General features: G+C 63.8%; 24 protein-coding genes. 13 read left to right on the top strand and 11 right to left on the bottom strand.

From position 1 onward, the window contains the following. Positions 1-111: 111 nt before the first annotated feature. Positions 112-420, bottom strand: coding sequence for a putative quinol monooxygenase (locus tag BUS12_RS06695; RefSeq protein ID WP_074294876.1), 309 nt, complete (start codon positions 418-420; stop codon positions 112-114). A gap of 383 nt (positions 421-803) precedes the next feature. Here BUS12_RS06695 and BUS12_RS06700 point away from each other — a divergent pair, with 383 nt between their 5' ends. The 3 genes from BUS12_RS06700 to BUS12_RS06710 all read left to right on the top strand — a co-directional run bounded on the left by BUS12_RS06700 (position 804) and on the right by BUS12_RS06710 (position 3,434). Continuing rightward, positions 804-2,051 (top strand): sensor histidine kinase, encoded by a 1,248-nt coding sequence (locus BUS12_RS06700; protein WP_143788271.1) that lies wholly within the window; start codon positions 804-806, stop codon positions 2,049-2,051. 125 nt (positions 2,052-2,176) lie between these two features. Next, entirely contained in the window at positions 2,177-2,836 is a 660-nt protein-coding gene (locus BUS12_RS06705) for a glutathione S-transferase family protein (protein ID WP_074294880.1), read from the top strand. Between the two features lie 241 nt (positions 2,837-3,077). Next, complete coding sequence (locus BUS12_RS06710; RefSeq protein WP_074294882.1) at positions 3,078-3,434, top strand: superinfection immunity protein; 357 nt, start codon at positions 3,078-3,080, stop codon at positions 3,432-3,434. On the opposite strand, the gene BUS12_RS06715 is transcribed toward BUS12_RS06710, so the two are convergent. Together BUS12_RS06715 and BUS12_RS38715 are read right to left on the bottom strand one after the other, a co-directional pair. Then, positions 3,431-3,715: a hypothetical protein gene (locus BUS12_RS06715; RefSeq protein ID WP_074294883.1), complete on the bottom strand. Its 285-nt coding sequence runs from the start codon at positions 3,713-3,715 to the stop codon at positions 3,431-3,433. The genes BUS12_RS06710 and BUS12_RS06715 overlap by 4 nt on opposite strands. Positions 3,716-4,109: 394 nt before the next feature. Continuing rightward, a complete protein-coding gene (locus BUS12_RS38715) occupies positions 4,110-4,283 on the bottom strand; it encodes a hypothetical protein (RefSeq protein ID WP_171991606.1) in 174 nt (57 codons plus the stop codon). A gap of 12 nt (positions 4,284-4,295) precedes the next feature. Here BUS12_RS38715 and BUS12_RS06720 point away from each other — a divergent pair, with 12 nt between their 5' ends. From BUS12_RS06720 to BUS12_RS06735, 4 genes are read left to right on the top strand one after another with little or no spacing between them, the layout of a single operon-like run. Next, a complete protein-coding gene (locus BUS12_RS06720) occupies positions 4,296-6,218 on the top strand; it encodes a protease modulator HflK (RefSeq protein ID WP_253190022.1) in 1,923 nt (640 codons plus the stop codon). A 58-nt stretch (positions 6,219-6,276) separates the two neighbouring features. Continuing rightward, a complete protein-coding gene (gene hflC, locus BUS12_RS06725) occupies positions 6,277-7,356 on the top strand; it encodes a protease modulator HflC (RefSeq protein WP_253190023.1) in 1,080 nt (359 codons plus the stop codon). Beyond that, positions 7,353-8,495 carry an SPFH domain-containing protein gene (locus BUS12_RS06730; RefSeq protein ID WP_074294885.1) on the top strand — a complete coding sequence of 381 codons (1,143 nt, stop codon included), beginning with the start codon at positions 7,353-7,355 and terminating at the stop codon, positions 8,493-8,495. The genes hflC and BUS12_RS06730 overlap by 4 nt, the downstream gene beginning before the upstream one ends. Continuing rightward, on the top strand, positions 8,492-10,597 hold the full coding sequence (locus tag BUS12_RS06735) for a heavy metal translocating P-type ATPase (RefSeq protein ID WP_083640277.1): 2,106 nt from the start codon (positions 8,492-8,494) through the stop codon (positions 10,595-10,597). Before BUS12_RS06730 ends, BUS12_RS06735 begins: the two co-directional genes overlap by 4 nt. A 59-nt stretch (positions 10,598-10,656) precedes the next feature. Here the strand turns inward: BUS12_RS06735 and BUS12_RS06740 are convergent, their stop codons facing one another. From BUS12_RS06740 to BUS12_RS06760, 6 genes are all read right to left on the bottom strand, one after another. Next, positions 10,657-10,893, bottom strand: a complete 237-nt coding sequence (locus BUS12_RS06740; protein WP_074294887.1) for a hypothetical protein — start codon at positions 10,891-10,893, stop codon at positions 10,657-10,659. A 457-nt stretch (positions 10,894-11,350) separates the two neighbouring features. Continuing rightward, entirely contained in the window at positions 11,351-11,488 is a 138-nt protein-coding gene (locus tag BUS12_RS38720; protein WP_171991607.1) for a hypothetical protein, read from the bottom strand. A gap of 136 nt (positions 11,489-11,624) precedes the next feature. Then, positions 11,625-11,969: a hypothetical protein gene (locus BUS12_RS38725; protein ID WP_074294890.1), complete on the bottom strand. Its 345-nt coding sequence runs from the start codon at positions 11,967-11,969 to the stop codon at positions 11,625-11,627. 212 nt (positions 11,970-12,181) lie between these two features. Continuing rightward, positions 12,182-13,192, bottom strand: coding sequence for a DUF2891 domain-containing protein (locus tag BUS12_RS06750; RefSeq protein WP_074294892.1), 1,011 nt, complete (start codon positions 13,190-13,192; stop codon positions 12,182-12,184). A 22-nt stretch (positions 13,193-13,214) separates the two neighbouring features. Beyond that, positions 13,215-14,165 carry a DUF979 domain-containing protein gene (locus BUS12_RS06755; RefSeq protein ID WP_074294894.1) on the bottom strand — a complete coding sequence of 317 codons (951 nt, stop codon included), beginning with the start codon at positions 14,163-14,165 and terminating at the stop codon, positions 13,215-13,217. Then, positions 14,162-14,851, bottom strand: a complete 690-nt coding sequence (locus BUS12_RS06760; protein WP_074294895.1) for a DUF969 domain-containing protein — start codon at positions 14,849-14,851, stop codon at positions 14,162-14,164. The genes BUS12_RS06755 and BUS12_RS06760 overlap by 4 nt, the downstream gene beginning before the upstream one ends. 318 nt (positions 14,852-15,169) lie before the next feature. Here BUS12_RS06760 and BUS12_RS38050 point away from each other — a divergent pair, with 318 nt between their 5' ends. From BUS12_RS38050 to BUS12_RS06780, 5 genes are all read left to right on the top strand, one after another. After that, positions 15,170-15,367 carry a hypothetical protein gene (locus tag BUS12_RS38050; RefSeq protein WP_143788273.1) on the top strand — a complete coding sequence of 66 codons (198 nt, stop codon included), beginning with the start codon at positions 15,170-15,172 and terminating at the stop codon, positions 15,365-15,367. Between the two features lie 10 nt (positions 15,368-15,377). Continuing rightward, a complete protein-coding gene (locus BUS12_RS06765) occupies positions 15,378-16,928 on the top strand; it encodes an efflux transporter outer membrane subunit (protein WP_253190024.1) in 1,551 nt (516 codons plus the stop codon). A gap of 74 nt (positions 16,929-17,002) precedes the next feature. Continuing rightward, positions 17,003-18,268 (top strand): efflux RND transporter periplasmic adaptor subunit, encoded by a 1,266-nt coding sequence (locus BUS12_RS06770; RefSeq protein ID WP_074294900.1) that lies wholly within the window; start codon positions 17,003-17,005, stop codon positions 18,266-18,268. A gap of 10 nt (positions 18,269-18,278) precedes the next feature. Further along, the gene (locus BUS12_RS06775) at positions 18,279-21,629 is read left to right on the top strand and encodes an efflux RND transporter permease subunit (protein ID WP_083640278.1); all 3,351 of its coding nucleotides are present in this window, start codon (positions 18,279-18,281) and stop codon (positions 21,627-21,629) included. A gap of 60 nt (positions 21,630-21,689) precedes the next feature. Continuing rightward, positions 21,690-22,346, top strand: coding sequence for a TetR family transcriptional regulator (locus tag BUS12_RS06780; protein ID WP_074294902.1), 657 nt, complete (start codon positions 21,690-21,692; stop codon positions 22,344-22,346). A 45-nt stretch (positions 22,347-22,391) separates the two neighbouring features. On the opposite strand, the gene BUS12_RS06785 is transcribed toward BUS12_RS06780, so the two are convergent. Continuing rightward, the gene (locus tag BUS12_RS06785; RefSeq protein WP_143788274.1) at positions 22,392-23,366 is read right to left on the bottom strand and encodes a hypothetical protein; all 975 of its coding nucleotides are present in this window, start codon (positions 23,364-23,366) and stop codon (positions 22,392-22,394) included. 87 nt (positions 23,367-23,453) lie between these two features. Then, positions 23,454-24,290 carry an AraC family transcriptional regulator gene (locus tag BUS12_RS06790; protein ID WP_074297198.1) on the bottom strand — a complete coding sequence of 279 codons (837 nt, stop codon included), beginning with the start codon at positions 24,288-24,290 and terminating at the stop codon, positions 23,454-23,456. Positions 24,291-24,484: 194 nt separating this feature from the next. Between BUS12_RS06790 and BUS12_RS06795 the strand changes: the two genes are divergently transcribed. After that, complete coding sequence (locus tag BUS12_RS06795) at positions 24,485-25,183, top strand: O-methyltransferase (protein ID WP_074294906.1); 699 nt, start codon at positions 24,485-24,487, stop codon at positions 25,181-25,183. Positions 25,184-25,200: the final 17 nt, after the last annotated feature.

Genomic DNA, 25,200 nt, shown 5'->3' on the forward strand with positions numbered 1-25,200 from the left:
AAGTCCCCCTTTACGCAAAACAATTGTGCGTAAAGGGGTTCATGCCATGTCGATCAGCCGGGAGTGTCGTGAGACCTACGGCGTTACGCGGTGCGAACGCGAGCCGCAGGCTCAGACGGCGTGGAGCACGTTGATGACGCGCTTCGCGAGCAGCGGGGCGGTATTGCGGGCGTATTCGGCCATATGCGCGGCGGCTGCGTGCGCGTGCAACGCTTCGGCGCTTTCCCAGCGTTCGACGACGGCGAACGTATCGTCGCCGAGCGGCGTCTGAAAGCCACCGAAACCGGGTACGTCGACCACCGCTTCGTAGCTGATGCAGCCGGTCTCCGCCAGCACCGCGGGACGGTTTTTGTTAAAGAGCGCGAGCACAGCTTCCCGTTGACCGGGTTGTGCGGTGACGGTGGCAAACACATGGATCATTCGGGCATTCTCCGACGATGGTTGAGCGGCACATTGCCGTCTGCCATCATAGCGGGGTTCGTTGGGGCTCGCTGTGCGGCTACCCTTTGAAAGCTCTGGAAAGATTGTGTAAGGACTTCGCGCCCCAGGGGGCTTATTCGTAGGTTCTAATGTCGCCGGCGTGAGGGACTATTGGCGTGCGGGTTCGTCTTGCGTGGGGCTTGGCGCCCATCACCGTCTCTCTTAAGGTTAACGGACGAAGTCAAAGATTCTTTACCCCGGTCGCCAAAAGTTTCGCTGGTGGGATGTCCGAAGTCCGCCGCGTAGTGGAACGATGGTTGAACCGAGGCGCGCGTCACCCGATCCGGAGCACGCCGCTTCCGACTGACAACGAAGAGGAATCGTTGAATACCTTGTTTGTAAGAACCATTTTGCTGTCGTTGCTCGTGCTGTTCTCGGTACATGCCGGCGTCATGCTGCTGGTTTCCGGGTCGACGGCGGGCAGCGACGAAAGCGCGCTGCAGACCGCCGTCGTCACCGAGCGCCCGTTTGCCGGCGACCCGCTGGAGACCGAGGTGGAGTCGCCTTCGACGGCGCCGGTGGGGCAGGTCTCGCTGGTGCCCGCGGCCATGAAGCTCGAGCTCGCCGCGCGGCCGAAGATCGTGGACCTGCATCCGGCCGTCTACGAAGTGCCGGCCACAGGCGTCTCCCTGAGCGACGTCGCGGCCCCTGCCATGCCGCGTTCGCCCGGCAGCCTGCGCGACGATTCGCCATGGTCCGACGAGGTTCAGGCATGGCCGCTCGATTCGCGCTTTGCTGTCGCGGAGTGGGCGGTATCGCTGGTGATCCTCATGCTCGCATTCTTCAGCCTCTGGCGCGTGCAGCGTCCGCTGCGCAACGTCACGCACGCGGCCCGCGAGACCGCCTGCGGCCGTCGCGTTGCCGCGTCCGTCCGCGAAGAAGGGCCGAGCGAATTGCGCCGGGTGGTGCGGGCCTTCAACGAGATGTCGCGGCGCCGCAATGAGGCGCTCGAGGCGCAGGCCGCCGCACTCGCGGGTCTCGCCGAGCATATGGAATACCAGGCGGCGCGACTGCGCACGCGCGCGCTCGAGGTCAACGAGTGGCACAAACGGGTCGCGTTTGTCGAAGACATCGATTCGTTTTCCGACATCGCGCAGCAATTGCTCGAAGTCGCGGGACGCGGCAACAGTGCGGAGCAGGTCGTCTCGGTGGATGGCTTTCTGCGCGACCGTTTCTCGATGATCGGCACGATGGACGGCGCATTGTTCGCCTGCGACCTGAAGGCGGGGCCGCAGTTCGTGATGTCGCGCCCGCTGCTCGAACGCCTGATGTCCAACCTGGTCGACAACGCGCTCGAACATGGCGAACCGCCGATCGAGATCCGCACCTCGCGCGATCAGGACGGCTGGCTCCTCAGCGTGCGCGATCATGGCACGGGCATCGAGGCGAACGACATGGCGAGTGCAACCAGGCCGTTCGTGCGTCTGAACGCCACGCAACGCACGACCCAGCATTGGGGGCTCGGCCTTTCGGTGGTCGCGAGGCTGGCGCGCAGTTGCGGTGCGAGCCTGAAGCTGGGCAATCATCCCGATGGCGGACTGTGGGTGCGCATCGTGTTGCCGGCGCGCTGAAAAATTCGTGACCTGGATCGGGTGGCGCATGTCGTTTTGCGCGCTTGTGATTCGTCGTAGGGTAAAGCAGACTTCCGGGCACGCGCTGTCCGGCTCGCTTTCCTTCCCGACCCAAGGTGACCGCGATGACATTGAAGCTTTACGCCCATCCCTTTTCCTCGTACTGCCAGAAGGTGCTGACCGCGCTCTACGAGAACCGGACCGCATTCGAGTACTGCCAGTTGTCCCACGACAATCCGCAGGCCATGACGGAACTCGCGGCGCTGTGGCCGTTCCGGAAGTTTCCGGTCCTCGTCGACGCCGGCCGTCCGGTCCCCGAGGCGACGGTCATCATCGAATACCTGGGCCTCTATTACCCGGGGCCAGTGTCGTTGCTGCCGGCCGAGCCGCGCGCCGCGCTCGAGGTCCGCAGCATGGACCGCTTTTTCGACAACTACATCTCGACCCCGCAGCAAAAGATCGTCGGCGATAGTCTGCGCGGCGCAGCGGAGCGCGACCCGCGCGGCGTCGCCGACGCCCGCGCGATGCTCGATACCGCGTACGCCTGGCTCGACAAGACCATGGCGGGCCGCGAGTGGGCAGCAGGCGATCGTTTCAGCCTCGCCGATTGCGCGGCCGCGCCGTTCCTGTTCTACGCGGACTGGACCCATCGCATCGACCCGTCGTTCGCGCAGGTGTGGGCGTATCGGCAGCGGCTGCTGGCGCGGCCATCGTTTGCCCGCGCGGTCGACGAGGCGCGGCCCTATCGTTCGTTTTTCCCGCTCGGTGCGCCGGATCGCGATTGAGCGCGATTGTTCGATATCTGAAAACTGTGATTTCACCCTATCGACATAGACTTTCAATAGGGATCCCCTACACTTGACTTCAATGAGGCGCTGCACCCGTTATTGCGCAGCGCTCCCGCGCGGCGGGCGTTCGGCGTGCTCACGGATTGGAGCATAGCGAGTTGCCCGCCGCGCCCGTTAACTGTTGCGAGAGTCGTCGCAAAGGCTTTTGCAACAAGCCGTCGAAAAATGAGGTGATGTCATGGTGCAGATACTTGAGGGCGTAGCCGTTCTTGGCGCTTTTACCCTCTACATGATTCCGTCGATCGAAGCGGATGCGCGCAATCGCGATGACGCGTTTGCCATCACGGTCGTCAACGTCCTGCTTGGCTGGACGGTGATCGGCTGGATTGCGGCATTTATGTGGGCGCGCCGTCCGGCGACCGAAAAGCGCTTGACCCATCTGGTCAGAAGGACGCGGCGCGCAGTGGCGCGCGTCACGATCGACAAGCTGGTCGCACACGCTGCACAGCGCGGCGCGTTGCAGCACCACCGCATGGTCGGCAAGCTGCGGGTGCGCTCGTCGCGTGCGGCGGTGGTGGCGGTGCGCCAGTCTTAGTCGGCGCTGGGCGGCGCATCCGCTGCGGAGGCGCTGGCGGGTCTGGCCGCGCCTTCGAGGAAACGCCGCGTGGCTTCGAACGACTGCAGCATCTGATCGGGCCACGGCGTTTGCAGCATCACGGCCTGATGGTTTTCGAACGCGCTGGATAGCAGCTTCGACAGCTCGGGAGATTGCAGGTGTCGAAGCAGCACGCTCACGGCGATCGCGGTGGCCTGGCTGGCGCCGGCCGTCTGCAGTTCGGAGGTGGTGAGCGCGGCGAGTTGTTTGTTGATGTCCATGGTTGCAAAGAGAAAGGGGACGGCGTTTCATTTGCCCTGGGTGCGTCGCCGTAGGCAGTCGGGACGAATCATACCGTCGGCATAGGGGGCGGACAACCCGCCATGGAGCGCATTGCACGGCCCGCCGGCCGACCGGATTGAGCCGACAATTAAAATCATGCAACGTCGAAACCATTTCAAGCGCATTTGAAAGCCGTTATTCATGATTGGCCGGATGTCTAAAAGGCCATTATGCAAAAACGATAGATTGCGCCCGTCTATTCAGTAAAATCCTCCGGTTTAATTCGCTTTTGACGGCATTGGGTATTGCCGCCGTCGGCGAACCCGGCGCTGGGCGCGCAAAGCGCCCGCGCCAGCGGGGCTAGCCCGTCTTCCGCACAATAAAAGCCCGGCACTACGCCAATAACGCGTTCATTGTTAAAAACGCCCGGCGCGCACGATTCGCTTGAGTTTCGAATCCTGACGCGTTAAATTCGCCTCGCACGCCGCCGGCGCTGCCAAACACATCCTGACGAAATACATACAGTTGCATGCCGTCGACCGGGTTCAGGGATCCGGCGCCGGTCATTTAAGGATCGCGATGTTGCCTCAGATGCAAAGCGACGAAGAAGCAACGCACCGCTATCCGGTTTCCGCCACGCGGATCGCCTCAGTCAGTCTGGTGCTGGCTCTGGTACTCGGCGCACTGCCGTTGATCAAGGGTGGCTGGTTCGATATCCGCTGGTGTGCCGCCCTGTCGAGCGCATGGCTCAACGTGTTTACCGTCGCGCTGGCGGCCGGGCTCGCCCATACCGGTGGGCGGCGCGTGTCCACGACATCCCATCAAACGCATGAACGGCATGAACCGCCTCAATCGTTAGGCCTGCGTGTCTGGCAGAGCGCATGGTGGCGCGCGTGCGGCGCAGCGTCGCTTGCTGCGCTGCGCGGCATCCGCTGGCAGCCCTGGGCCGTGCTGGTATGTGCGGCGTTGTCGGTGGCGGTGGCCTCGCTCGCCTGGCGGGCGCCGGTCCAGTTTGCGCTCGCTGCCGTGCTGCGGCCGCCCGGCGCCGCGCTGATCGCGGGTGTGGCGGCCTTCGCACTGGCATTCGGCACGCTGGTCGCCGAGCTGTTCTTTTCGATGCATGCCGAGCGCGGCCGCGCGTGGGCGTCGCTCGCCAACGTGCTGCGCGCGGCGCTGCTGAGCGCGCTGGTCGCGGCGGTCTGCGCCGTGTTGCTCGCCTATGCCGATGTCTCGCCCGTGTGGCCGGTACATGCACTGAGTGCCTTCGGCGCCGCGATCGCGCTCGAATTCGCCTTGCGCGCCGTGTTGTCGTGGTTCGCGCCGCCGCACATGCGCAGCGGCGACGCCAGCGTGCCCGATAGCCTCGTCGCGAGCCTGCTGCGTTTGCGTCCCTCGCCGCTCGCCCGCTTTAGCGCGCAACTGCGTCATCGGTACGGCATCGATCTGCGCCAGAACTGGGTCTTGCAAAGCGTGGTACGTCTGCTGCCGGCCGCGCTCGGCACGGTGGTCGTCTGTGCCTGGCTGCTGACGGGCGTCGTGATGCTGGGACCCGAGCAGCGCGCCGTGTACGAACGGTTCGGCGCGCCGGTCGCAGTGTGGCAGCCGGGTCTGCATGTGGCGCTGCCCTGGCCGTTCGGCAAGGCGCGTGCAATCGACAATGGCGCGGTCCATCAACTGGTCGTGTCCGGCTCGCCCGAAGAGAGCGTGGCCGCGTCGCCGCTGGTGCCCGCCGACGCCCAGACGCCCGAGCAGTTGAACCGCCTGTGGGACGTCGTGCATCAGGGCGAGACGAGCCAGGTGATTGCGGGCGGCAGCGGCGACCGGCAGAACTTCCAGATTGTCAGCGCGGACGTGCGGCTCGATTACCGCATCGGTCTATCGGATGCCGCCGCGCGGGCCTCGCTGTATCGCACCGACGACGTGCCGGCAACCGTGCGCGCGATTGCCAATCGCGAAGTGGTGCGCTACCTCGCGTCGCACACGCTGGACTCGCTGCTCGAAACGCGCCAGACCGTGATGGCCGACACCCTCCGGCACGCGGTGCAGGCGCAACTCGACCGCCTGTCGAGCGGCATCGACGTGGTGGCCGTGGTGATCGAAAGCGTGCATCCGCCGGCGGGGGCGTCGGGGGCATGGCATAGCGTGCAGGCCGCGCAGATTCGCGCCGAGGCGAGTGTGGCGGAGGCACGCGGACTCGCCGCGCAGTCGTTGGGCGACGCGCGGCAGCAGGCCGAGACCGCGGTCGCGCAAGCCGACGCGCAAGCGGCCGACATCACGTCGGCCGCCCAGGTCCAGCAAACCAGTTTCAGCGCCGACATGATCGCGGCCCAGGCGGGTGGTCCGGCGTTTGTGCTCGAGTACTACCTGCACAACCTGCAGAAGGGTTTGCAGAATGCGCACGTGACGGTGATCGACGACCGGCTCGTGGAAGGGAACCGCGCCACCATCGATCTGCGCTCGTACGGCGCGGGCGATGCAGCGGGCGCGCGGCGGATTTATTGATGAGACGGCATCGCTGCACACGCGGTACGGCATTGGACAGACGGCTTCGGGGGATAGGGTGAGTTTGAATCATTCGCACGCACACGCTCATGGGCAGGGTCACGCGCATCACCACCACCACGGCGGCGCGGCAGCAGGCGGCCCTGGTTTCTACTGGCGGGTAGCGCTGGCGGCGCTGTGCGTCGCGATCGCGTTCGCGGTGGCGAGCTTTATCCAGGTGCAGGCCGGCCAGGCGACGGTGGTGACGCGCTTCGGCGAACCGGTACGGGTACTGCTCGAGCCGGGCCTCGCGTGGCGGCTGCCGGCGCCGATCGAGGCGGCCGTGCCGGTGGACCTGCGTCTGCATACGACGTCCAGCGGTCTGCAGGACGTCGGCACGCGCGACGGCCTGCGCATCATCGTGCAGGCCTACGTGGCCTGGCGCGTGCCGGCCAATGCCAACGACGTCGGACGTTTCGTGCGCGCGGTGCGCAACGAGCCGGACGAAGCGGCGCGGCAGATTCGCTCGCTGCTCGGCTCGGCGTTGCAGACCACTTCCGCCGACTTCGATCTGGCCTCGCTGGTGAACACGGACCCGAGCCAGGTGCGCATCGGCGCGTTCGAGGACGAACTGCGCCGCCAGGTGGACTCGCAGCTTTATCAGGCGTATGGCGTGCATGTCGTGCAGGTGGGCATCGAACATCTGACGCTGCCGGCGGTGACGCTCTCGGCCACGGTCGAACGGATGCGCGCCGAGCGCGAGACGGTGGCCGCGCAACGCACCGCGGACGGCAAGCGGCAAGCCGCGCAGATCCGCTCGGACGCGGATCGCGACGCGCGCATCGCGGTGGCCGATGCCAACGTCAAGGCTGCGCAGATCGAAGCGCAATCGCGCCAGGATGCCGCGGCGATCTACGGCAAGAGCTACGCGGGCAATCCGCATCTCTACACGATGCTGCGTTCGCTCGACACGCTGAACACGGTGGTCAACACCAATACCAACCTGATCCTGCGCACGGATGCGGCGCCGTTCAACGTGCTGGTGCAAGGGCCTGCGGGACTCGGCGTGACGCAGGCGCCAGCGCAGAGTCAGACCCAGACTCAGGCCGCAGGCGCAACGCAGCCGACGGCGGCGAAAAAGGCCAGGCACATCCCATGAGCACGGCCGTGGAAACGCCAACGCCCTCGCTCGGACCCGGCGCGCAGGCTGTGCGCCTCGCGTTCTGGTTCGTGGTGGCGATCGCGCTGCTGGCGGCGGGCGTGTGGGCTACCTCGAACATCCGCCGCATCCCGGCGGACAGCCGGGCCGTGGTGATGCGCTTCGGCGCGTTCGTGCGCACCCAGGATGCTGGCTTGCTGGTGGCGTGGCCGCAGCCGTTCGAAACGGTGCTGCTGATTCCCGGCAGCGCACGCGTGCTGGAGGAGCGCATCAGCTCGCTCGACCGAGATCCGCGCGCGCGTGCCGCCGATCCGGCCGCCACCACCGAATCCAGCCAGACTCAGCAGTTGCCCTTGGGCGATGTGAGTTCATGGGGTTTCCAGTCCGACGGCTCGACGCCCGGGAACGCCGGCCCGACGCTGTCCGACGCACTGGCCGGTTCCGGCTACACGCTGACCGGCGACAACGGCGTCGTGCAGTTGAGCGCGACGCTGTACTACCGGGTGGTCGATCCGTATTCGTATGTACTGCAGAAGGAGCGTCTCGACTCGGCGCTGCAGCGTGTGGTGGCAGCGGCGGTGGTCGAGGTGACCGCGTCGCGCGATCTCGATTCGATTCTGGTGGCGCGTCCCGAACTGCTGTCGACCGATCAGCAGATGGCCGTCAAGCGCGAGCAGTTGCGCGGCGAGATGGCGCAGGCGGTGCAACGTCATCTGAATGCGCTGGCGGCAGCGCACGCGGGCCTCGGGATCGACGTCGCGCGCATGGACGTGCAGGCGCAGTTCCCGGCGGCGGCCGTCGATGCGTTCAACTCGGTGCTGACGTCGCTGCAAACCGCCGACCGCAATATCGCCGACGCGCGGACCGAGGCCGAGAACATCCGCCAGGGCGCGCAGCAGTCCGCCGACCAGATCCTGCAAAGCGCCCAGGCAAGCGCCACCGAGCGCGTCGCGACCGCGCAGGCCGAAACCACCACGATCTTGCAACTCGAAACGCCGCTCGACGCGAATAGCGATCCCGGTCTGCTCGCGCGTGCCTATCGCGACCGGATCCAGCAGATCCTCTCGAAGGCGGGGCGCGTGACGACGATCGATCCGCACGACGCATCGAGCTTGGTGCTGCCTGGGAAAATCCAATGAGCACGCACATCGAACCGGTTGAGCGGGCAGAGCCCGGTGGCGCGGTCGATCCGGCCCATGCCGCAGCGCATGGGGCTCATGGCGCTCATGATGCGCATGACGCCGGACATGAACATGAGCACGACCACGGCGCCGGATCGGACACCCACCATTCACACGACGACGGACCGACCATCGCGCTGTCCGCCACGGAACGGCGCATCGTCACGCGGCAGATTGCGCTCGCCTTGCTGGCGGGCGGCCTGCTGGCGTTGTCGCTCGCATGGCGCTATTTCGCGCCAGGCGGCGCGCAACTTGCCGAAGTGCTCGCCGGACTCGCGTCGCTACTGGTGGCGGGGCCGGTCTTCGCCGGCGCGTGGCACAGCCTGAAGTCGCCCAGCCTGCATGGCGTGACCGACCGCCTGATTGCGCTCGCGATGCTGGCGGCGTGGGCGATCGGCGACATGACGACGGCGGCGTTGCTGCCCATCGTGATGACCTTCGGACATGCGCTCGAAGAGCGCAGCGTGCTCGGCTCGCAGGAGGCGATTCGCGCGCTCGGCCGGCTGACCTCGGGCAACGTGCGGCGCGTGAAGGCCGACGGCACGCTCGAGGACGTGCCATATGAGTCAATTCGCGCCGGCGACACGGTCGAGGTGGCGCCCGGTTCGCGCATTCCCGCGGATGGCGTGGTGCGTCGCGGCCGCTCCAGCGTCGACAACGGACCGATCACCGGCGAGTCGTTGCCGCTCGACGTCGCTGAGGGCATCGCCGTGTTCGGCGGTGCGATGAATCTCGACGGCCCGCTGCGCATTGAGGTCACGCATGCGGGCGAGCAGTCGACGCTCGGCAAGATCATCGAGTTGCTGCAGCGCGCCGAGCAGGTCAAGCCGCCGATCACCCAGGTGCTCGAACGCTACATGGGCGCTTATCTGGCGCTGGTGCTGCTGATTGCGGCGATTGTGTGGTTCGCGTCGGCGAACTCATCGGCGATGCTGGCCGTGATCGTCGCCGCGTGTCCGTGCGCGCTGGTGCTCGCCGCGCCTTCCACGGCGATTGCCGGGATTGCGGTCGGCGCGCGCCACGGTGTGCTGTTTAGAAACGCGGCGTTCCTCGACCGGATTGCCGAGATCGACTCGCTCGTGATCGACAAGACCGGCACGCTCACGCACGGCGAACTGCGCGTCGCCGACGTGTTCACGCAACCGGGCGTAGCGCAAGCCGAAGCCGTTGCACTGGCGGCGCGGCTGGGGGCGGGCAGTGTGCATCCGGTGAGCCGGGCGCTGACGCGCCACGCTGCGGCAGCCGCGGGAGAGGAGGCAGCCCCGTTCGAACGCACGCGCGAACTGCGCGGTCTTGGGGTCGTCGCGGAAACGCCGGAAGGCACCGCGGTACTCGGGCGCGCCGAGTTGTTGCGCGAGCACGTCGCCGCGTTGCAAGCCGCGCCGGCCTCGATCGACGGTCCTTGCGTGGGCCTCGCGCTCAACGGTCAACTGCTGGCGTGGTTCGGTTTTGCGGACGCCTTGCGTGCCGAAGCAGCCGGTGCGCTTGCCGAACTGCGCGAGCTCGGTCTCGTGCGGCAGACCCTGCTGACAGGCGATCGCGACGCGGTAGCGCAAAAAGTGGCCGCCGAAGTCGGCATCGATACGGTCGTCTCCCAGGCGCTGCCGCACGACAAGCTCGACTACGTGATGCACGAACTCGAAGCCGGACATCATCCGCTGGTGGTCGGCGACGGCCTGAACGATGTGCTGGCCATCAAGGCGGGCGCGACCAGTATCGCGATGGGTGAACGGGGCATCGACATTGCGGTGGCGTCCGCGGATATCGTGCTGCTCGGCGACGACCTGCGGCGCATTCCGACCTGCATCCGCCTCGGCCGACGCTGCCGCCGTACCGCGACCATCAACGCGGCGATCGGCCTGTTGTGGACCGTCGAGATCATCGCGCTGGCCGCGCTCGGTTTGCTGGGGGCCGTGTGGGTGGCGATCCTGCACAACGTCGGCACGTTCATCGTGATCGCGAACGCGGGACGGCTGCTGCGCATCGACGAGGATGCTGCATCGCAACCACCCAGAAGAGGTTTGGATGCCGATCCGCCGCGACCCATGACGCCGCATTGAAAAGCGGCGCCCGACCGGCTTGAACGCTGCCGCGATGAGCGGTGCGTGGGTGAAGCGTCTCAGGTTTCGGCGACCGTCTTGCCGTGGAGAATAGCGGTGTCCAGTTCGTCGAGTTGCAGCAGCAAATCGTCGATTGAGCAGAGCTGGGTTTTGGTGACGTGATGGGTTTCGAGCAGGTCGTACAGGCGTTTGCGCCAGTACTCCGCAGGCAGGATGGGACCGCCGAAATCCCCGCACAACGACGGCTTCATCACGCGCGTGATGTGCGCGATGTCCTGATCGATCAGCGTAAGCATGTCCGCCCCCCGTGGTAGTTATACGTGGATTTGCGCCATCTTTTGTTTTGTCTAATTAATACTCTAGGTCAAATTCGTCGGATGACAAGCTGTCTGAATTGCGGGGGTATAGACCCTGATGGCCGTTGCAGGCGCGCGGTGGCCGGCAGCAACGCAGCGCGCCGTTATTAAGGAAAACCATGATGGCAAGCTGCTGCGGAAGGGTTAGACTGTAACCAAACGTAACTAAGTGTTGCTAATCATAAGTACGGGGATGTTCAAACGGGGCCGCGCCAGACTGGGCGCACTGATGAGAACGTGGTGGAGTGAAGCCGCGCAGATGGAAATGGCCGCAGAGCAATCTGCGGCCATTTTTTTATTCGCTGACGGGGGGTGAGCGAGGTATTGGCTCGCCGCAGGCTATGCTGCAGCCGAGCCCGCCGGCACACCGCGGGACGGGTGTGCCTGAGCGTGTGCCTTAATGGCAGCGCTTTTCCCAATGATGATGGACCTTCACCTTGTGGCAAACCGGATGGTGATGATCGTCGGCGTAGGCCGGGGTGATGACGCCAACGGTGACAGCGGCGAGCGTGAGCGCAAGCAAAATTTTCTTCATGGGGGCTTCCTCGGTCGGACTGACCTGGTTGATGAACGGTCCGCTATCTTAGCCCGAGTGCCGTGACAACACTGTCAAGGAAATGCAAAACGTGTGTGGTTAGCGACGCAGCGTAGCGAACTGCTCAGCTTGCCTGCTAGTGCCCGTGTCCGCCGCCACTGCTGCCGCCGCCCTGGAACGTGCCGCCGCCACCGCCACCGCCGCTATGACCGCCGTGTCCGCCACCGCCGTGCCAGCCGCCGTTGCCATGCCATCCATGGCCGCCGTGCCAATAGCCGCCGCCGTGCGGGTAGTAGCAGCAACCGCCGCCACCGCCGCCCCAGACGGTGACCGAGCCATAGGCCGGCGCATAGCCGTAGCCATATCCATAACCGTAGTCCGGATAGTACGGTTGATCGTAGTATGGATAGCCATAACCCGGCGCGACCGCACAACCGGCCAGAGCCGCCGCCACCCCGAGCGCCGCAATCAGGCGAAGCATGATGTTCTCCCTCGATATGCTTAAGAAAGAACTAGCCGCATCAAGTTCCAGCGTAATTGTGTCCTCCGTTTACCGAAACAGTGATTGATCGATACTTCTGACGTGAGCCGCGCGTCGTCATGCATAGCGGCGCTTCAGACGCGTTGCCGCTGAAACGCCTCCGCACGCTCGCAGCGGCGTTTTCGTTTCATCGCATCAAATGCATTCAGCACTCACGCTTCGAGCGCGAGCGTCGCGAAAGTGGCGAGCCAATGTTCGCCCATGTAGTCCCCGGCCACATGCGCAAGCGCGCTGTCGAGATGGACTTCGGCGGCTTCGTTGAGCAGTGCTTGGCGCGCGTCGTCGGCCGGCAGCGCGCGGGCGAGCGAACGTTGACACCAAGCGCGGCTCAGATTCAGGCCGTCGAGGTGGGCGATCTTGCCGTCGCTGCGATCGGCCACCGTCACCGGGACGAACAGCGTGGCCGGCTGGCGCGCGGCGAGCTGCGGCAGGAACGCGCCGAACCAGTCGACGAACTGCCCGGCCGGCAACACGCGGCGCATCAGTTCGGCTTCCATGAGCGAGGGCGAAAGGAATTCATCGCCCGCCGGCTCCCACGCCTGACAGGCCACGTCATTCAGAAACCAGCGCTGCGATGTCTCTACGACCAGCGCCGCCAGCGATTCGCGCGCTGTCTGCCGCGCGAAATCTAGCGTCAGGGCGAGCGCGAACGCCATGTTGAAATGCGTGCCCACGCGCAGCGGATAGGTGGCCTTCGGCAGGAACTCCTCGAAGCGCTCGACGAACGCATCTGTTAGCGGTGCGAAGGTTTTGCTCCAGCGAGCCGCTTGCGGTAGTGTCAGCGCATCGATTTGCGCCGAGAGCGCCAGCAGCCAGGCCCAGCCGTACGGCCGCTCGAAGCCGCGATTGTGCGGCAGGTCGAGATAGGCGCGCTCGCCGGCCACGTTGGCCTCGGTGAAGTGCTGGTCGACCACGGCGACGATGCGCGCGGCCTCGGGCAGATCGGGAAAGCGTTCGAGCAGATGGAGGATCAGCCAGTAGCCATGCACGCACGAATGCCAGTCGTAGCTGCCGTAAAAAATCGGATGCAGCGCACGCGGTCCCAGCACGTCTTGCGGACCGTCCAGCGAGTGAGTCAGCTTGTTCGGATACTCGCGTGTGAGGTGATCCAATGCCAGGCTGGCGAATTTCGATGCGATAGCGGAAGTGAGTTGAGCGGTCATCGGCGGCCTCGTCGGGAGCAGGTCAAAAGCGGAATACGAAGAGATACATCAGGACGGTGTTGACGATCAACAGCAGCAACGCGGTCGGCCATTGTGCCTTGATCACGCCATTCTGGTCTTTCAGTTCGAGCAGGGCGGCGGGCACGATGTTGAAGTTGGCCGCCATCGGCGTCATCAGCGTACCGCAGAAGCCGCACAACATGCCGATTGCGCCGAGGATCGCCGGATTGCCGTGGAACTGATGAACGATCAGCGGCAGGCCGATGCCCGCGGTCATCACCGGAAACGCGGCGAACGCGTTGCCCATGATCATGGTGAAGATGGCCATGCCGAAGGTGTAGGCGGCCACTACGGCGAAAGCCGAATCGAGCGGAATCCACGCTTTGACGAGTTCGGACACGACGTGGCCGACGCCCGCCACCGCGAACAGTGCGCCGAGCGCCGCGAGCATCTGCGGCAGAATCGCGGCCCAGCCGACGGTGTCCATCGTATGCCGTGCATCCTTGAGCGCATGGACCGGCGAATCGCGCAGCATCGCGAGCGCCGTGCCGAAGGCGACCAGCGTGCCGAGCACGAGTGCAATCAGCGTTACGCTCTTCGGATCGACGAACGGCACATATTTAAGCGTGAAGGTGCCGAGCAAGGTGACGAGCGGAATCAGCAGCGCCGGAACGAACAGCTTGTTGCCGAAGCGTTGTGCGTTCGCCTCGCGACGGGTGGCCGCCGCGGCGCTGGCGCTATCCGGATTGCCTTTGCCGAGCTTGCCCGAACCGGCAATCAGCGCGAGTGCGATGGCGAGGCAGCCGGTCACGAAGTGCGGCAACTCGGCGCCGAACATGAACGTGATGGCGTAGATGCCCCAGAACAGAAAGTTGACGACGCGGCGCGGATTCGAGCGGTCTTGCAGACTGAACAGCGCAAAGGCGGCGAACATCAGGCCGGCGAGGATGTACAGGGTCTCGAGCTTGATCATGGTGCGAGGCTCCGTCCATGGGCCTTCATCCGGTAGGACAGATTGCGGTCGAGCAGCATCAGGCGGGTGCAGTGGATGAGAAGTGCCGCCACCGCGGTCGGAATGGCCCACACGGAAATATGCAGCGGTTCGACCATCACGCCGTTCTGTTCGAGAAAGCCTTTGATCAGCAAAATGGACTGGATGGCGATGAAGATGTCTTCGCCGAAGAACACCGCGATGTTGTCGACGGCCGAGGCGTTGGCGCGAATCTGCTGGCGCACTTCATCGGGCAGCTCGCCGTAGCGGTTCGCGGCGGCGGCTTCCGCCATCGGCGCAATCAACGGACGCACCATCTGCGCGTGACCGCCCAGCGAGGTCAGTCCGAGCGCCGCGGTGATCTGGCGGATCACGAAGTACAGCATCAGCACGCGGCCAGTGGTGGCCGCCTGCAAGCGGGAGATCAGATGCCGCGCCTGTTCCTTCAAACCATTGCGTTCGAGCAGGGCGATCACCGGCAGCGTCAGCCAGATGAGGCCCATATAGCGGTTCTCGGCGAAGGCCTTGCCGAACGCGCTAATGATCTCGACCGTGTGGAGGCCGCCGGCCAGCCCGGTTGCAAGGCCCGCGATGGTTACGACCAGTAGCGCGTTAAAGCGCAGCGCGAAGCCGATCACGACGATCGGTATCCCTATCAGAACCAGCATGTTTCCTCCCGTGTCGCTGTGTGGCGGTGACGCGCGCCGGCGGGACGCGCATGGTGCGAAGCCGCCGGCTATGTGAATCGCATGAAACGCGGCGAGGCAATCTAACACGATAAATTATCGATAAATAGTCAATAAAGTGCGGTTTCAGGGTAAACGAGGGGGAGGTAGGGCGGTTCGGCATGTCGCGCGCCGGCATCCATATAAATACGACCTCGTCACACGGTCTTGCTGTTGCAATGGACTGGCGCCTCTTCTCTCTTGAGCGGGGCGCGTTCTGCGAAGGCGAATTTTTCCTTCTACATCGATAAGGATGGCGAAATGAATGTCGAACCAGCAACTGCAGTAACCGGCCTGCCGGAACCTGGCGCAGCGAGGATGGCAAACCAGGCGGCGATGGCAATGGAATTTCTTTTCCTGGCGCTAGATAAGCAAAGTTTGCGTTACTTCGCTACAGTACGTCTTGTCTCGTTGTCGGGCTGTTTATCCGGTAATCAGGGGAACGCACTTGAAAAGTGATTTACGGACCTTGGATTCTGCTTACGAAGAGATTACGCATTCCCGGTCGCGGCGCGCGGCGAAGGGTGCGCTCGCGCTCGTCGTCGCCACGTCCCTTGCGGCGTGTATGGTCGGACCGGACTATCGCAAGCCCGCGCTCCAGGTACCGGAGGGATTCAAGGAGGGCGTCGACTGGCAGCGCGCCGAGGTGAATCCGCAGGCTGCGATCTCGAGCACATGGTGGCGCATGTACGGCGACGACCAGCTCAACGGTCTCGTCGAACAGGCGTTGCGGGCCAACCAGTCAATCGCCTCGGCGGAAGCCGCCTACCGGGTCGCGCTCGCGACCGTGGAAAGCAGCCGGGCGAGTCTGTTCCCCGTCGTCACGGCCGGCCTCTCCGGTGCGCGTTCCGGCGGCAACCTCGCCGGGCTCGAGGGGAGCGGCACCAGCTCGACCTCGGTGCCGGCCTCCAACAGTGTGATTGCCAGTGGAACCGTGAGCTGGGAGCTGGACCTGTGGGGCGAGGTACGGCGCGAAGTCGAGGAAGCGAAAGCGAATGCCGAGGCGTCGGATGCGCAGCTTGCCGGCGAGCGCATTTCGATCGCGGCCAGCGTGGCGACCGACTACTTCCAGTTGAGACAGGCCGACTACGACATCCGCGCGCTGCAGGAACAGCAGGACATCTACGGCCGCATCCTCGTGATGACGCAGACCGGGCTCAAGGAAGGCTTCGCGTCGAACGACGACGTGCTCAACGCGCAGGAAAACCTGCAGACCGTGATCGCCGACCTGCAGACCACCGAAACCACACGCGAGCAGGATGAGCACGCCATCGCCGTGCTGACCGGCACGCCGCCGGAATCGTTCAGCATCGCACCCGATCCCGACTATCGCTTCCCTTCGCCCGACGTGCCGCCCGCGCTGCCTTCGCAACTGCTCGAGCGTCGCTATGACGTGGTCAGCGCCGAGCGCACGGCGGCGGGGGCCAATGCGAGCATCGGCGTGGCCGAAGCCGCGTACTTTCCAACGCTCACGCTCTCGGCCGAGGGCGGCTTTGCGCACAACACGTTCGCGCAACTGTTCACGGTGCCAAGCCGCTTCTGGACGCTCGGCCCTGCGCTCGCCGGGACGATTTTCGACGGCGGCGAGCGTACGGCCGCGGTGCACAAGGCGCGCGCGACCTACGACGAAGACGTCGCGACCTACCGCAATACCGTGCTGACGGCGTTCCAGAGCGTGGAGGACAGCCTGTCGTCGATGAACCATCTGCGGGCGCAGGAAGAGGCGTTCGCGAGGGTGCTCGACAGCAGCAGCCGGCTGTTCGCGAGCCAGCAGGCGCAGTTCAATGCCGGCGCGTCCAGCCAGCAGAACGTGCTGACGCAACGGTTGACGCTGATTCAGGCGCAAGAGAGCGTGCGGGATACGCAGGCGCTGCTCGCCGAAAGCAACGTCACGCTCGTCAAGAATCTTGGCGGTGGGTGGCAGGGCAATGACGCCGAGATGGCGTCGGCGCCGGCCGCCGCTTCATCGCCCGCTTCGAAAACGGCAACACAACCTGTCCCGGCGCGGTCAGCCGACTGACTCACACGCTGTTCCACAGGATCCGGCATACCGCCCAACCGCGCATGCCGGCCTCAAGCAAGAACGGAGTTCTCATGAAGTCACGTCCTCAGCGCGCGTCGCTGTCGTATCTGTGTCTGATCGTACTCGCCGCCTGCTCGAAACCCGCGGCGCCGCCTCCGCCACCGCAGGTCGCGGTGGTGACGGCGCATATGCAGTCGGTGCCGCTCGAGCGGCAATTCGCCGGCCGGCTTTCGCCTTACTACAGCGCGAATGTCACGGCCCGCGTGTCGGGCGTGCTGCTGCGGCGCAATTACACGGAAGGCTCGCCGGTTCGCGCGGGGCAACTGTTGTTCGAGATCGACCCGGTCGTGTACCGCGCGCAGCTCGATAGCGACGTTGCGCTGCTGGCCGAGGATCAGGCCACTTACGTCAACGATCACATCACGGCCGTGCGTAACCGCAAGCTGTTGCCGGTCGGTTCGGTCTCGCAGCAGACCGTCGACAATTCCGATGCTGCCGAACGCAGCGCCGCGGCCAAGGTCAAGGCCGACGAGGCGACCGTCGAGAGCGCACGGGTCTCGCTCAATTACACGCGCGTGACCGCGCCGATCAACGGTATCGCCGGACAACAGCAGGTGACGGCGGGTGCGGTGGTCGGCAGCAGCACGTCCGACACGGGCGGAAGCGGCACGCTGTTGACGACGGTCCAGCAGATCGACCCGATGTACGTAAACTTCACGATCAGCTCCGCCGATCTGGCCACGCTGCAGGATTCGCAGAGCGCCGGCTCGGTCGATCTGTCGCAGCAGAACCGCACCACGGTGCAGATCGCGCTGCCGAACCGGGCGGAGTACGGCACGGCGGGCACGCTCGATTTCTCCGACGTGACGGTGAACGCGGCAACCGGCTCGGTCAATCTGCGTGCGCTGGTTGCGAACCCGCAGCGGCGTCTTCTGCCGGGCATGTTTGTGACGCTGACCGTCAATTTCGGTCAACGAAACAATGTATTTCTGATTCCGCAGCAGGGCGTGCAGCGCGACACGGTCGGCGCATATGTGTTCGTGGTCGGCGCGGACAACAAGGTGGCGCGCAAGGACGTGGTGGCGAACGACAGCCTCGGCAGCAACTGGGTCGTGACGCAGGGGCTGGCAGATGGCGACCAGATCATCGTGACGGGTGTGCAGATGGCGCGGGAAGGGGCCGCGGTGAAGACCGTCGCGTGGCAGCCGCCTGCGGCAGCTTCGGGAGCGTCCGCAGCAGCGGCCGGGTCGGCAGCGTCCACGGCGCCGGCCGCGTCGAGCCCGGCGTCCGCGCCGGTTTCCACAGCGTCAGCGGCTTCGGCCGCCTCGGCGCAGTAGGAGACCGCACATGCCGAGTTTTTTCATCAACCGTCCCGTCTTCGCCTGGGTTATCGCGATCCTGATCTGCCTGTTCGGCATCATCTCGGTGCACAGCATGGGGATCGATTCGTACCCGGACATCGCGCCGCCGGAAGTGACCGTCACCGCGCAGTATCCGGGCGCGAGCGCCCAGACGATGGAATCGACGGTGACCCAGGTGATCGAGCAGCAGCTCACCGGCATCGACAATCTGCTGTATTTCAGTTCGACGTCGAGCTCGAATGGCCAGACGCAGATCACCCTCACGTTCGCGACCGGCACCAACCCGGACATCGCCCAGGTGCAGGTGCAGAACAAGGTCACGCTCGCCCAGCCGCTGCTGCCTTCGCAGGTCACGCAGCAAGGCGTGGTGGTGGCGAAGGCGAGCCCGGACATCCTGATGTTCGTCGCGCTGCAATCGGACAATGCGGCGATCGACGCCGGCCGTCTCTCCGATATTCTCGCTTCGCAGATCCAGCCTAACATCGGCCGTGTGAACGGCGTCGGCAATACCACGCTGCTGGGCTCGGAGTACGCGGTGCGCATCTGGCTCGACCCCAACAAGCTGCAGAGCTACGGGTTGTCGACGACCCAGGTGCTGAATGCCGTGACCTCGCAGAATGCGCAGTTCGCGGCCGGCTCGCTCGGTGCGGATCCGGCCGTGAAAGGCCAGGTGTTTACGGCGAACGTGACGGGCGACAGCCTCTTTTCGTCGCTCAAGCAGTTCCAGGACATCATTATCGTCGCCAACAACAACGGCACCACGGTCAAGCTCTCGGACGTCGCGCGTATTTCGTTCGGCTCGCAGACGTATGGTTTCGCGCCGGTCTATAACGGCAAGGCGGCGGGGGGGATGGCCGTGTTCCTGCTGCCGGGCGCCAATGCGCTCGCGGTCGCGAAGGCGGTCAAAGCCGAGATGGCGACGCTGGCGAAGGATCTGCCGGAAGGCGTGACATGGAGCGTGCCTTACGACACCACGCCGTTCATTACCGCGTCGATCGTCGACGTGATCCGCACGCTTGTCGAGGCGATCGTGCTGGTGTTCTTCGTAATGCTGATCTTTCTGCAGAATCTGCGGGCCACGATCATCCCGACGCTGGTGATTCCGGTTGCGCTGCTCGGAACCTTCATCGGCCTGTCGGCGCTGCATTACACGCTGAATCAGTTGACGCTGTTCGGCATGGTGCTGGCAATCGGCATCGTGGTGGACGATGCGATCGTCGTGATCGAAAACGTCGAACGCATCATGACCGAGGAGCATCTCGAGCCAAGGGCGGCGACCCGCAAGGCGATGGGCCAGATCACCGGCGCCATCATCGCGATTACGGTGGTGCTGTCCGCCGTCTTCATCCCGTCTGCGCTGCAGCCTGGCGCGACCGGCATCATCTATGCGCAGTTCGCGCTGACGATCGCGGTGTCGATGGGATTCTCCGCGTTTCTCGCGATGTCGTTCACCCCGTCGCTGTGCGCGGCGATCCTGAGGCCCGAGCACGCGAAGAAAAAGAACGCGTTCTACCGCTGGTTCGATCGTAGTTTCGAGTGGACATCGAGCAAGTATCTCGGCCACGCCGGCCGGGCCGTGACTCATGCGCCGCGCTGGATGATCGTATTCGTGCTGGTGGTGGTGCTGACGGGTTTCCTGTATACGAAGCTGCCGACCAGTTTCGTGCCGGACGAGGATCAGGGCTTCGTGCTTGCGCTGATCAATCTTCCGCCAGGCTCGACGCTGCAGAGCACCGATCATGTGATGGCCGAGGTGCGCGACAAGCTCGCGAACAGTCCGGTCGGCAAGGAAATCGTGGGGATTTTCCAGCCGGAGGGTTTCAGCTTTGTCGGCACGAGCGAAAACGTCGGCATGTCGTTTATCAAGCTGGCGGACTGGGACAAGCGTCACGACACCGCGATGACGATGATTCCGAAGATCAACCAGATCCTCCATAGCATTCCCGATGCGCAGATCTTTGCGGTGAACCTGCCGACCATTCGCGGTCTCAGCCAGTTCGGCGGTATCGACATGTACTTGCAGGCGCGTGAGGGCCAGTCGCGTGGTGAGCTTGCGCAGGCCACGGGCACGTTGCTCGCGGGGGCGACGAAGAGCCCGGTGCTGTTCGGGATCCGCCCCAACTCGCTGCCGAGCGCACCGCAACTGGACATCGCGGTGGACCGTACGCAGGCCGAAGCAATGGGCCTGTCGCTGACCGATGTCTACGACACGCTCCAGATGGAGCTCGCGCCGTTTTACATCGACCAGTTCACCTACGGCGGGCGCGTGAAGCGCGTCTATATCCAGGCGGATGCACCGTACCGGATGGGGATCGACGCGCTTCAGCATCTGTATACGCCGAGCCTGTTTACCAGCAGCGGCACGAGCGCGAGCTCCAGCTCCAGCCAGTCGTCGAGCAGTGCGAGCGCGTCGAACGGCTTCACGACGCCCGTCGACCCGTCGCCCGCGAATACCTCGATCAGCCCCTACAACATGGTGCCGCTCTCCAGCGTGGTGAATACCAAATGGAGTTTCGGGCCGACGGTGCTGCCGCGCTACAACGGCTACTCGGCAATCGAGATTGTCGGTAATTCCGCGCCGGGTTATTCGACCGGGCAGGCGATCGACGTGCTGCAGAACATCGTCGATCGCCAGTTGCCGACCGGTTTTGCGGCCGACTGGACCGGACAGTCGTTCCAGGAACTGCTGTCGGGTTCGTCGGCGGTGACGCTGCTGTTGCTGTCGATCGTGGTGGTGTTCCTGTGTCTCGCCGCGTTGTATGAAAGCTGGTCGATTCCGGCCGCGGTGCTGCTTGTCGTGCCGCTCGGCATGCTCGGCATGCTGGCGTTCTGTCTGTCGTTCGGTGTACCGAACGACATCTACTTCAAGATTGGTCTCGTGACGGTGATTGGCCTCGCGGCGAAAAACGCCATCCTGATCGTCGAGTTCGCGGTGGAAGGGCAGCAACGTGGCATGACGCTGCGCGACGCGGTCATGACCGCGGCACGGCTGAGACTGCGGCCGATTCTGATGACCTCGATGGCTTTTATTCTCGGCGTGTTCCCGCTCGTGATCTCGTCGGGTGCAGGCGCGGCTTCGCGTCACGAAATCGGCACCGGCGTGATCGGCGGCATGCTGTTCGCGACCTTCCTCGGCTTGCTGCTGATACCGGTGTTCTATGTGGTCGTACGCCGGCTGCTTGGCGACAAGCTCGACGAGGTATCGCACAAGATGCCGCATCACGATGAGGACGGCGACGGTGAGGGCGGTCATGGCGGCACACCTGGTGGCGGGGGCGGCCACGACGGCGGTGGCGCGGGCGGTGCGAATCCTGCAGGGGAGGGCACGCCAGCCTAGCGAATCGATGCGCGCCCGGCACGGCGCGCTTCAGTCAACCAGCCACCGGCGCAGCGAGCGATGAAACGGACACGGCAACAGGCGCTGGACACGCGCAACCAGATTCTCGACGCGGCCGAGTGGGTGTTCGCCGAGCGAGGCGTCGCCCGTGCCTCGCTGGAGGATGTCGCGGTGCGGGCCGGGTTCACGCGCGGCGCGATTTATGGACACTTCCGCAACAAGGGGGAACTGTTCGTTGCCATGACGAACCGCGTCACATTGCCGATGGAGATGCTGGTGGGGGCGTCGGTCGATGCCGGAGAGTCGGATCCGCTCGGCAAGATCCGCCAGCTCCTGGTGTTCTGCCTAAGTAAGGCCGTGGTGGAACCGCACAGCCGCCGCGTGTTCGAAGTGCTGTTCACTAAGTGCGAGCACACGCGCGATACGGACCTTGTGTTCGATCGACAGCGGAACGCTGCCCGCAACGGCAGAAAGCAGCTTGAGCTTGCGCTGCGAAATGCGATTGGACGAGGGCAGTTGCCGTCCGACCTGGATACGGTTCGCGCATCCGGTGTCGTGCATGCGTTTCTCGACGGCGTGTTGCGAGACTGGCTGCTGGAGCAGGATTCGATCGTCTTGCCGCGCGATGCCGAGTATCTGGTGGATGTGTGCATCGGCATGCTGCGGCATTCGGCTTCGTTGGGGCAAGGGGTTGGGGCGGTGCGGTCGGCAGGGTGACGTGGATGGGTCGTTCGTCGCGTGCCTGGCCGACGCCGCTCACCCTCAGAGGTGTCCCTCGTTGTAAGGGGTACTGGATGACGCAACGTGTGTGTGGCTGGGGGCGCTTGATGACGCAGCGGCTATCTCACTGGAGGCGCTCGATGACGCAACGGATATCGCAGCCTCTGTGAGTGGTACCCATCCGGCAGCGTCATCCTTGTATATGTCCGGTTCTTTGACCTGTTGGTACGATAAAACGGGGTATCTAAAATATAATTTGTCGGCTTGAATCGGGGTCTTGGTCGTTGCCGCATCCTCTTGCGCGTGATCAAGCTTAGGTTTCGGGACATCCTCAAACTTGACGCGAAGGAGAAATACTCTATCTATTGTTGTGCGCAGGAGTTTGACATATTTCTCGAAATGCTCTTTAACGCCTTTTTCAGTAAGAAAATAAACGCGTTCGCTCGTTATTTGTTCTTCGGAATCTTCGATAGTCTGTCTGATTTTTACTGCCAATTTAAATAAAAAATGATTCTGGTATTTCGAGGTGTCGCTCTGATTTAATTTTTCAATTTTCTTTAACTCCTGGCTCACGACATTATGGGCCTTGATCTTGTCGACTTTTGTTTGCTCGATAGGATTTCCCTTCAGTGCATTGCCAAAATGCGCCAAACATTCTGTCCTGAATACAGATGCATCGGTACTGGCTAAACTTGTCGATCCAAAACGCATCTGATCTATACCAAATTGAAATTCGATCTCCAGCACCATCCCATGATTCTGTCTCCAGTGTAACGAATCGATAAAATGAGAGTCTGTCTGGAATTCAAGAAGGTCTTGAAATGGATAGCCCTCGTTTACGAAATACTTCAAGTGTGCCTTAAAGGCGGTCCAGATGTCTTTCGACTCCTTGTTCCGCCTGGTTTCCTTCGTCACGCCATCCGCCCCGGTTGTCTTGCGCAGTATTTTCGGGACCAGACCGTTTTCCTTGATCAATTCGAGATTTTCCACTTTCGAAATATGATAAAGATATGGCACGATCGCTCTCCGTTATTTAAATAATAAGGTCATGGTTCATAGGCCCTCTTGCGCCCTTTACCCACGCCTGATCGAAACGCCCCTCCATCATGCCCGCTCCGACATGTAGCGTGCGGGCGGCGAGCCGAGGTTTTTGCGGAACATCGACACGAAGCTGCTTGCGCTCTCATAGCCAAGGTCGTCGGCAACCTGTTGTACCGATGCACCGGCGCCTAGCCATCTCACCGCCAGCATGAGATGAAGCTGCTGGCGCCAGCGGCCGAAGCTCATGCCCGTTTGACTGGCGAGCACACGCGCCAGCGTACGCTCGCTCATGCCCACTCTGCGCGCCCACGTCTCCATCGTGCCGCGATCGGCGGGACTGGCCGCAATCATTTCGACGATCTTGCGCAGCCGCGCATCCGTGGGCATCGGCAGATGAAGGTTGCCGATCGGCGCCGCCGCAATTTCATCCAGCAGCAGCGTGACCAGATGCGATTCGATGCCACCATCCGCATACAGCATCGGCAGGCTGGCAGAGCGGATCAGCAGTTCGCGCAGCAGCGGCGTCGTCGAAAGGGCGCAGCACGTCGACGGCAGGTTCGACTCGACACTCGGGTCAATGAAGGCGACATAGCACTCGAGCGTGCCGGTGGCGACGAACTTGTGCACGACGCCGCCCGGCACCCAGATCGCGCTCTGTGGCGGAACGATCCATAAGCCGCCCTCCACCTCGCAGGTCAGCACACCGCGCAGCGCAAGCAGCAGTTCGCCCTTGCGATGATGATGAAAATCCATTTCCTTCCGGTCCCGATACAAGGCAGCCGCTTTTTCATCGAGCGCTTTCATGTCGATGCCGGTCGCGCCAACCGTCACCACCGGACGAGGCACGTCGTCGGGATTCAGCCACTCGGCGGGATCGGACAGTTGACTGAGAACGGGCATGGCGGGGAACCGGGTGGGCGCGCAGGCCTGCGACGTGTCGATTGGCAGGAATTCCACATATTTTGGCTATGTTCCCTCATGTTGCCAAGCGCAAGCTTGTTTAGCATGCCAGTGGCACTAACGGATTGGTTGAACGGGACTGTCCCGGCATCCTCCGTCGACAATTTCCGAAACCCTTCAGGGCACACGAGACCATGGATTCATTGAGCACCGGGCGCGTCGCCCATACCTTGCAGCAGATGTTTGCAGAAGCGGAACAAGCCGATCGCGCGTTGATGGCACAGTTCAGCGAGACCGACCACCCCGAGCAACTGATTGCCGACACCATCGCCGAACATTTCGCCGAAGAACGCCGAGACCTGCGCGGCTTCTATCACGGCTACGCGGACAACTTCCTGAACGTGACGCCGGCATACGGGCAATTCCTCTACCAATGCGCACGCGCAAGCAAGGCAACGCGGATTGTCGAGTTCGGGACGTCGATGGGGGTGTCCACGGTCTATCTGGCGGCGGCACTGCGCGACATGGGCGGCGGCCATCTGATCGGCAGTGAGCTGGAACCCGGCAAAGCGGCGCGCGCGCGTGCCAACCTCGAAGCCGCGGGTCTTGCCGATCTGGTCGACATCCGCGTCGGCGATGCGCGCGAAACGCTCTCCGATGTGCATGGCGCAATCGATCTGGTCCTGCTCGACGGTGCGTTCAGCTTGTATCTGCCGGTGTTGAAGCTGCTCGAGCCGCATTTAAAGAGCGGCGCGCTGATCCTCGCGGAGAACGCGTTCGATCATGAGAACGACTACCTGGACTATGTCCGCGATCCAGCGAACAGCTACCTCTCGCAGTCGATTCCGATCAACCCGGGCCGGGGTAATGAGTTCAGCCTCGTGACGCGTTGATCTGGCGAGGAGGTTCA

Source organism: Paraburkholderia phenazinium, assembly GCF_900142845.1.
In the GTDB taxonomy this organism is placed as follows: domain Bacteria; phylum Pseudomonadota; class Gammaproteobacteria; order Burkholderiales; family Burkholderiaceae; genus Paraburkholderia; species Paraburkholderia phenazinium_A.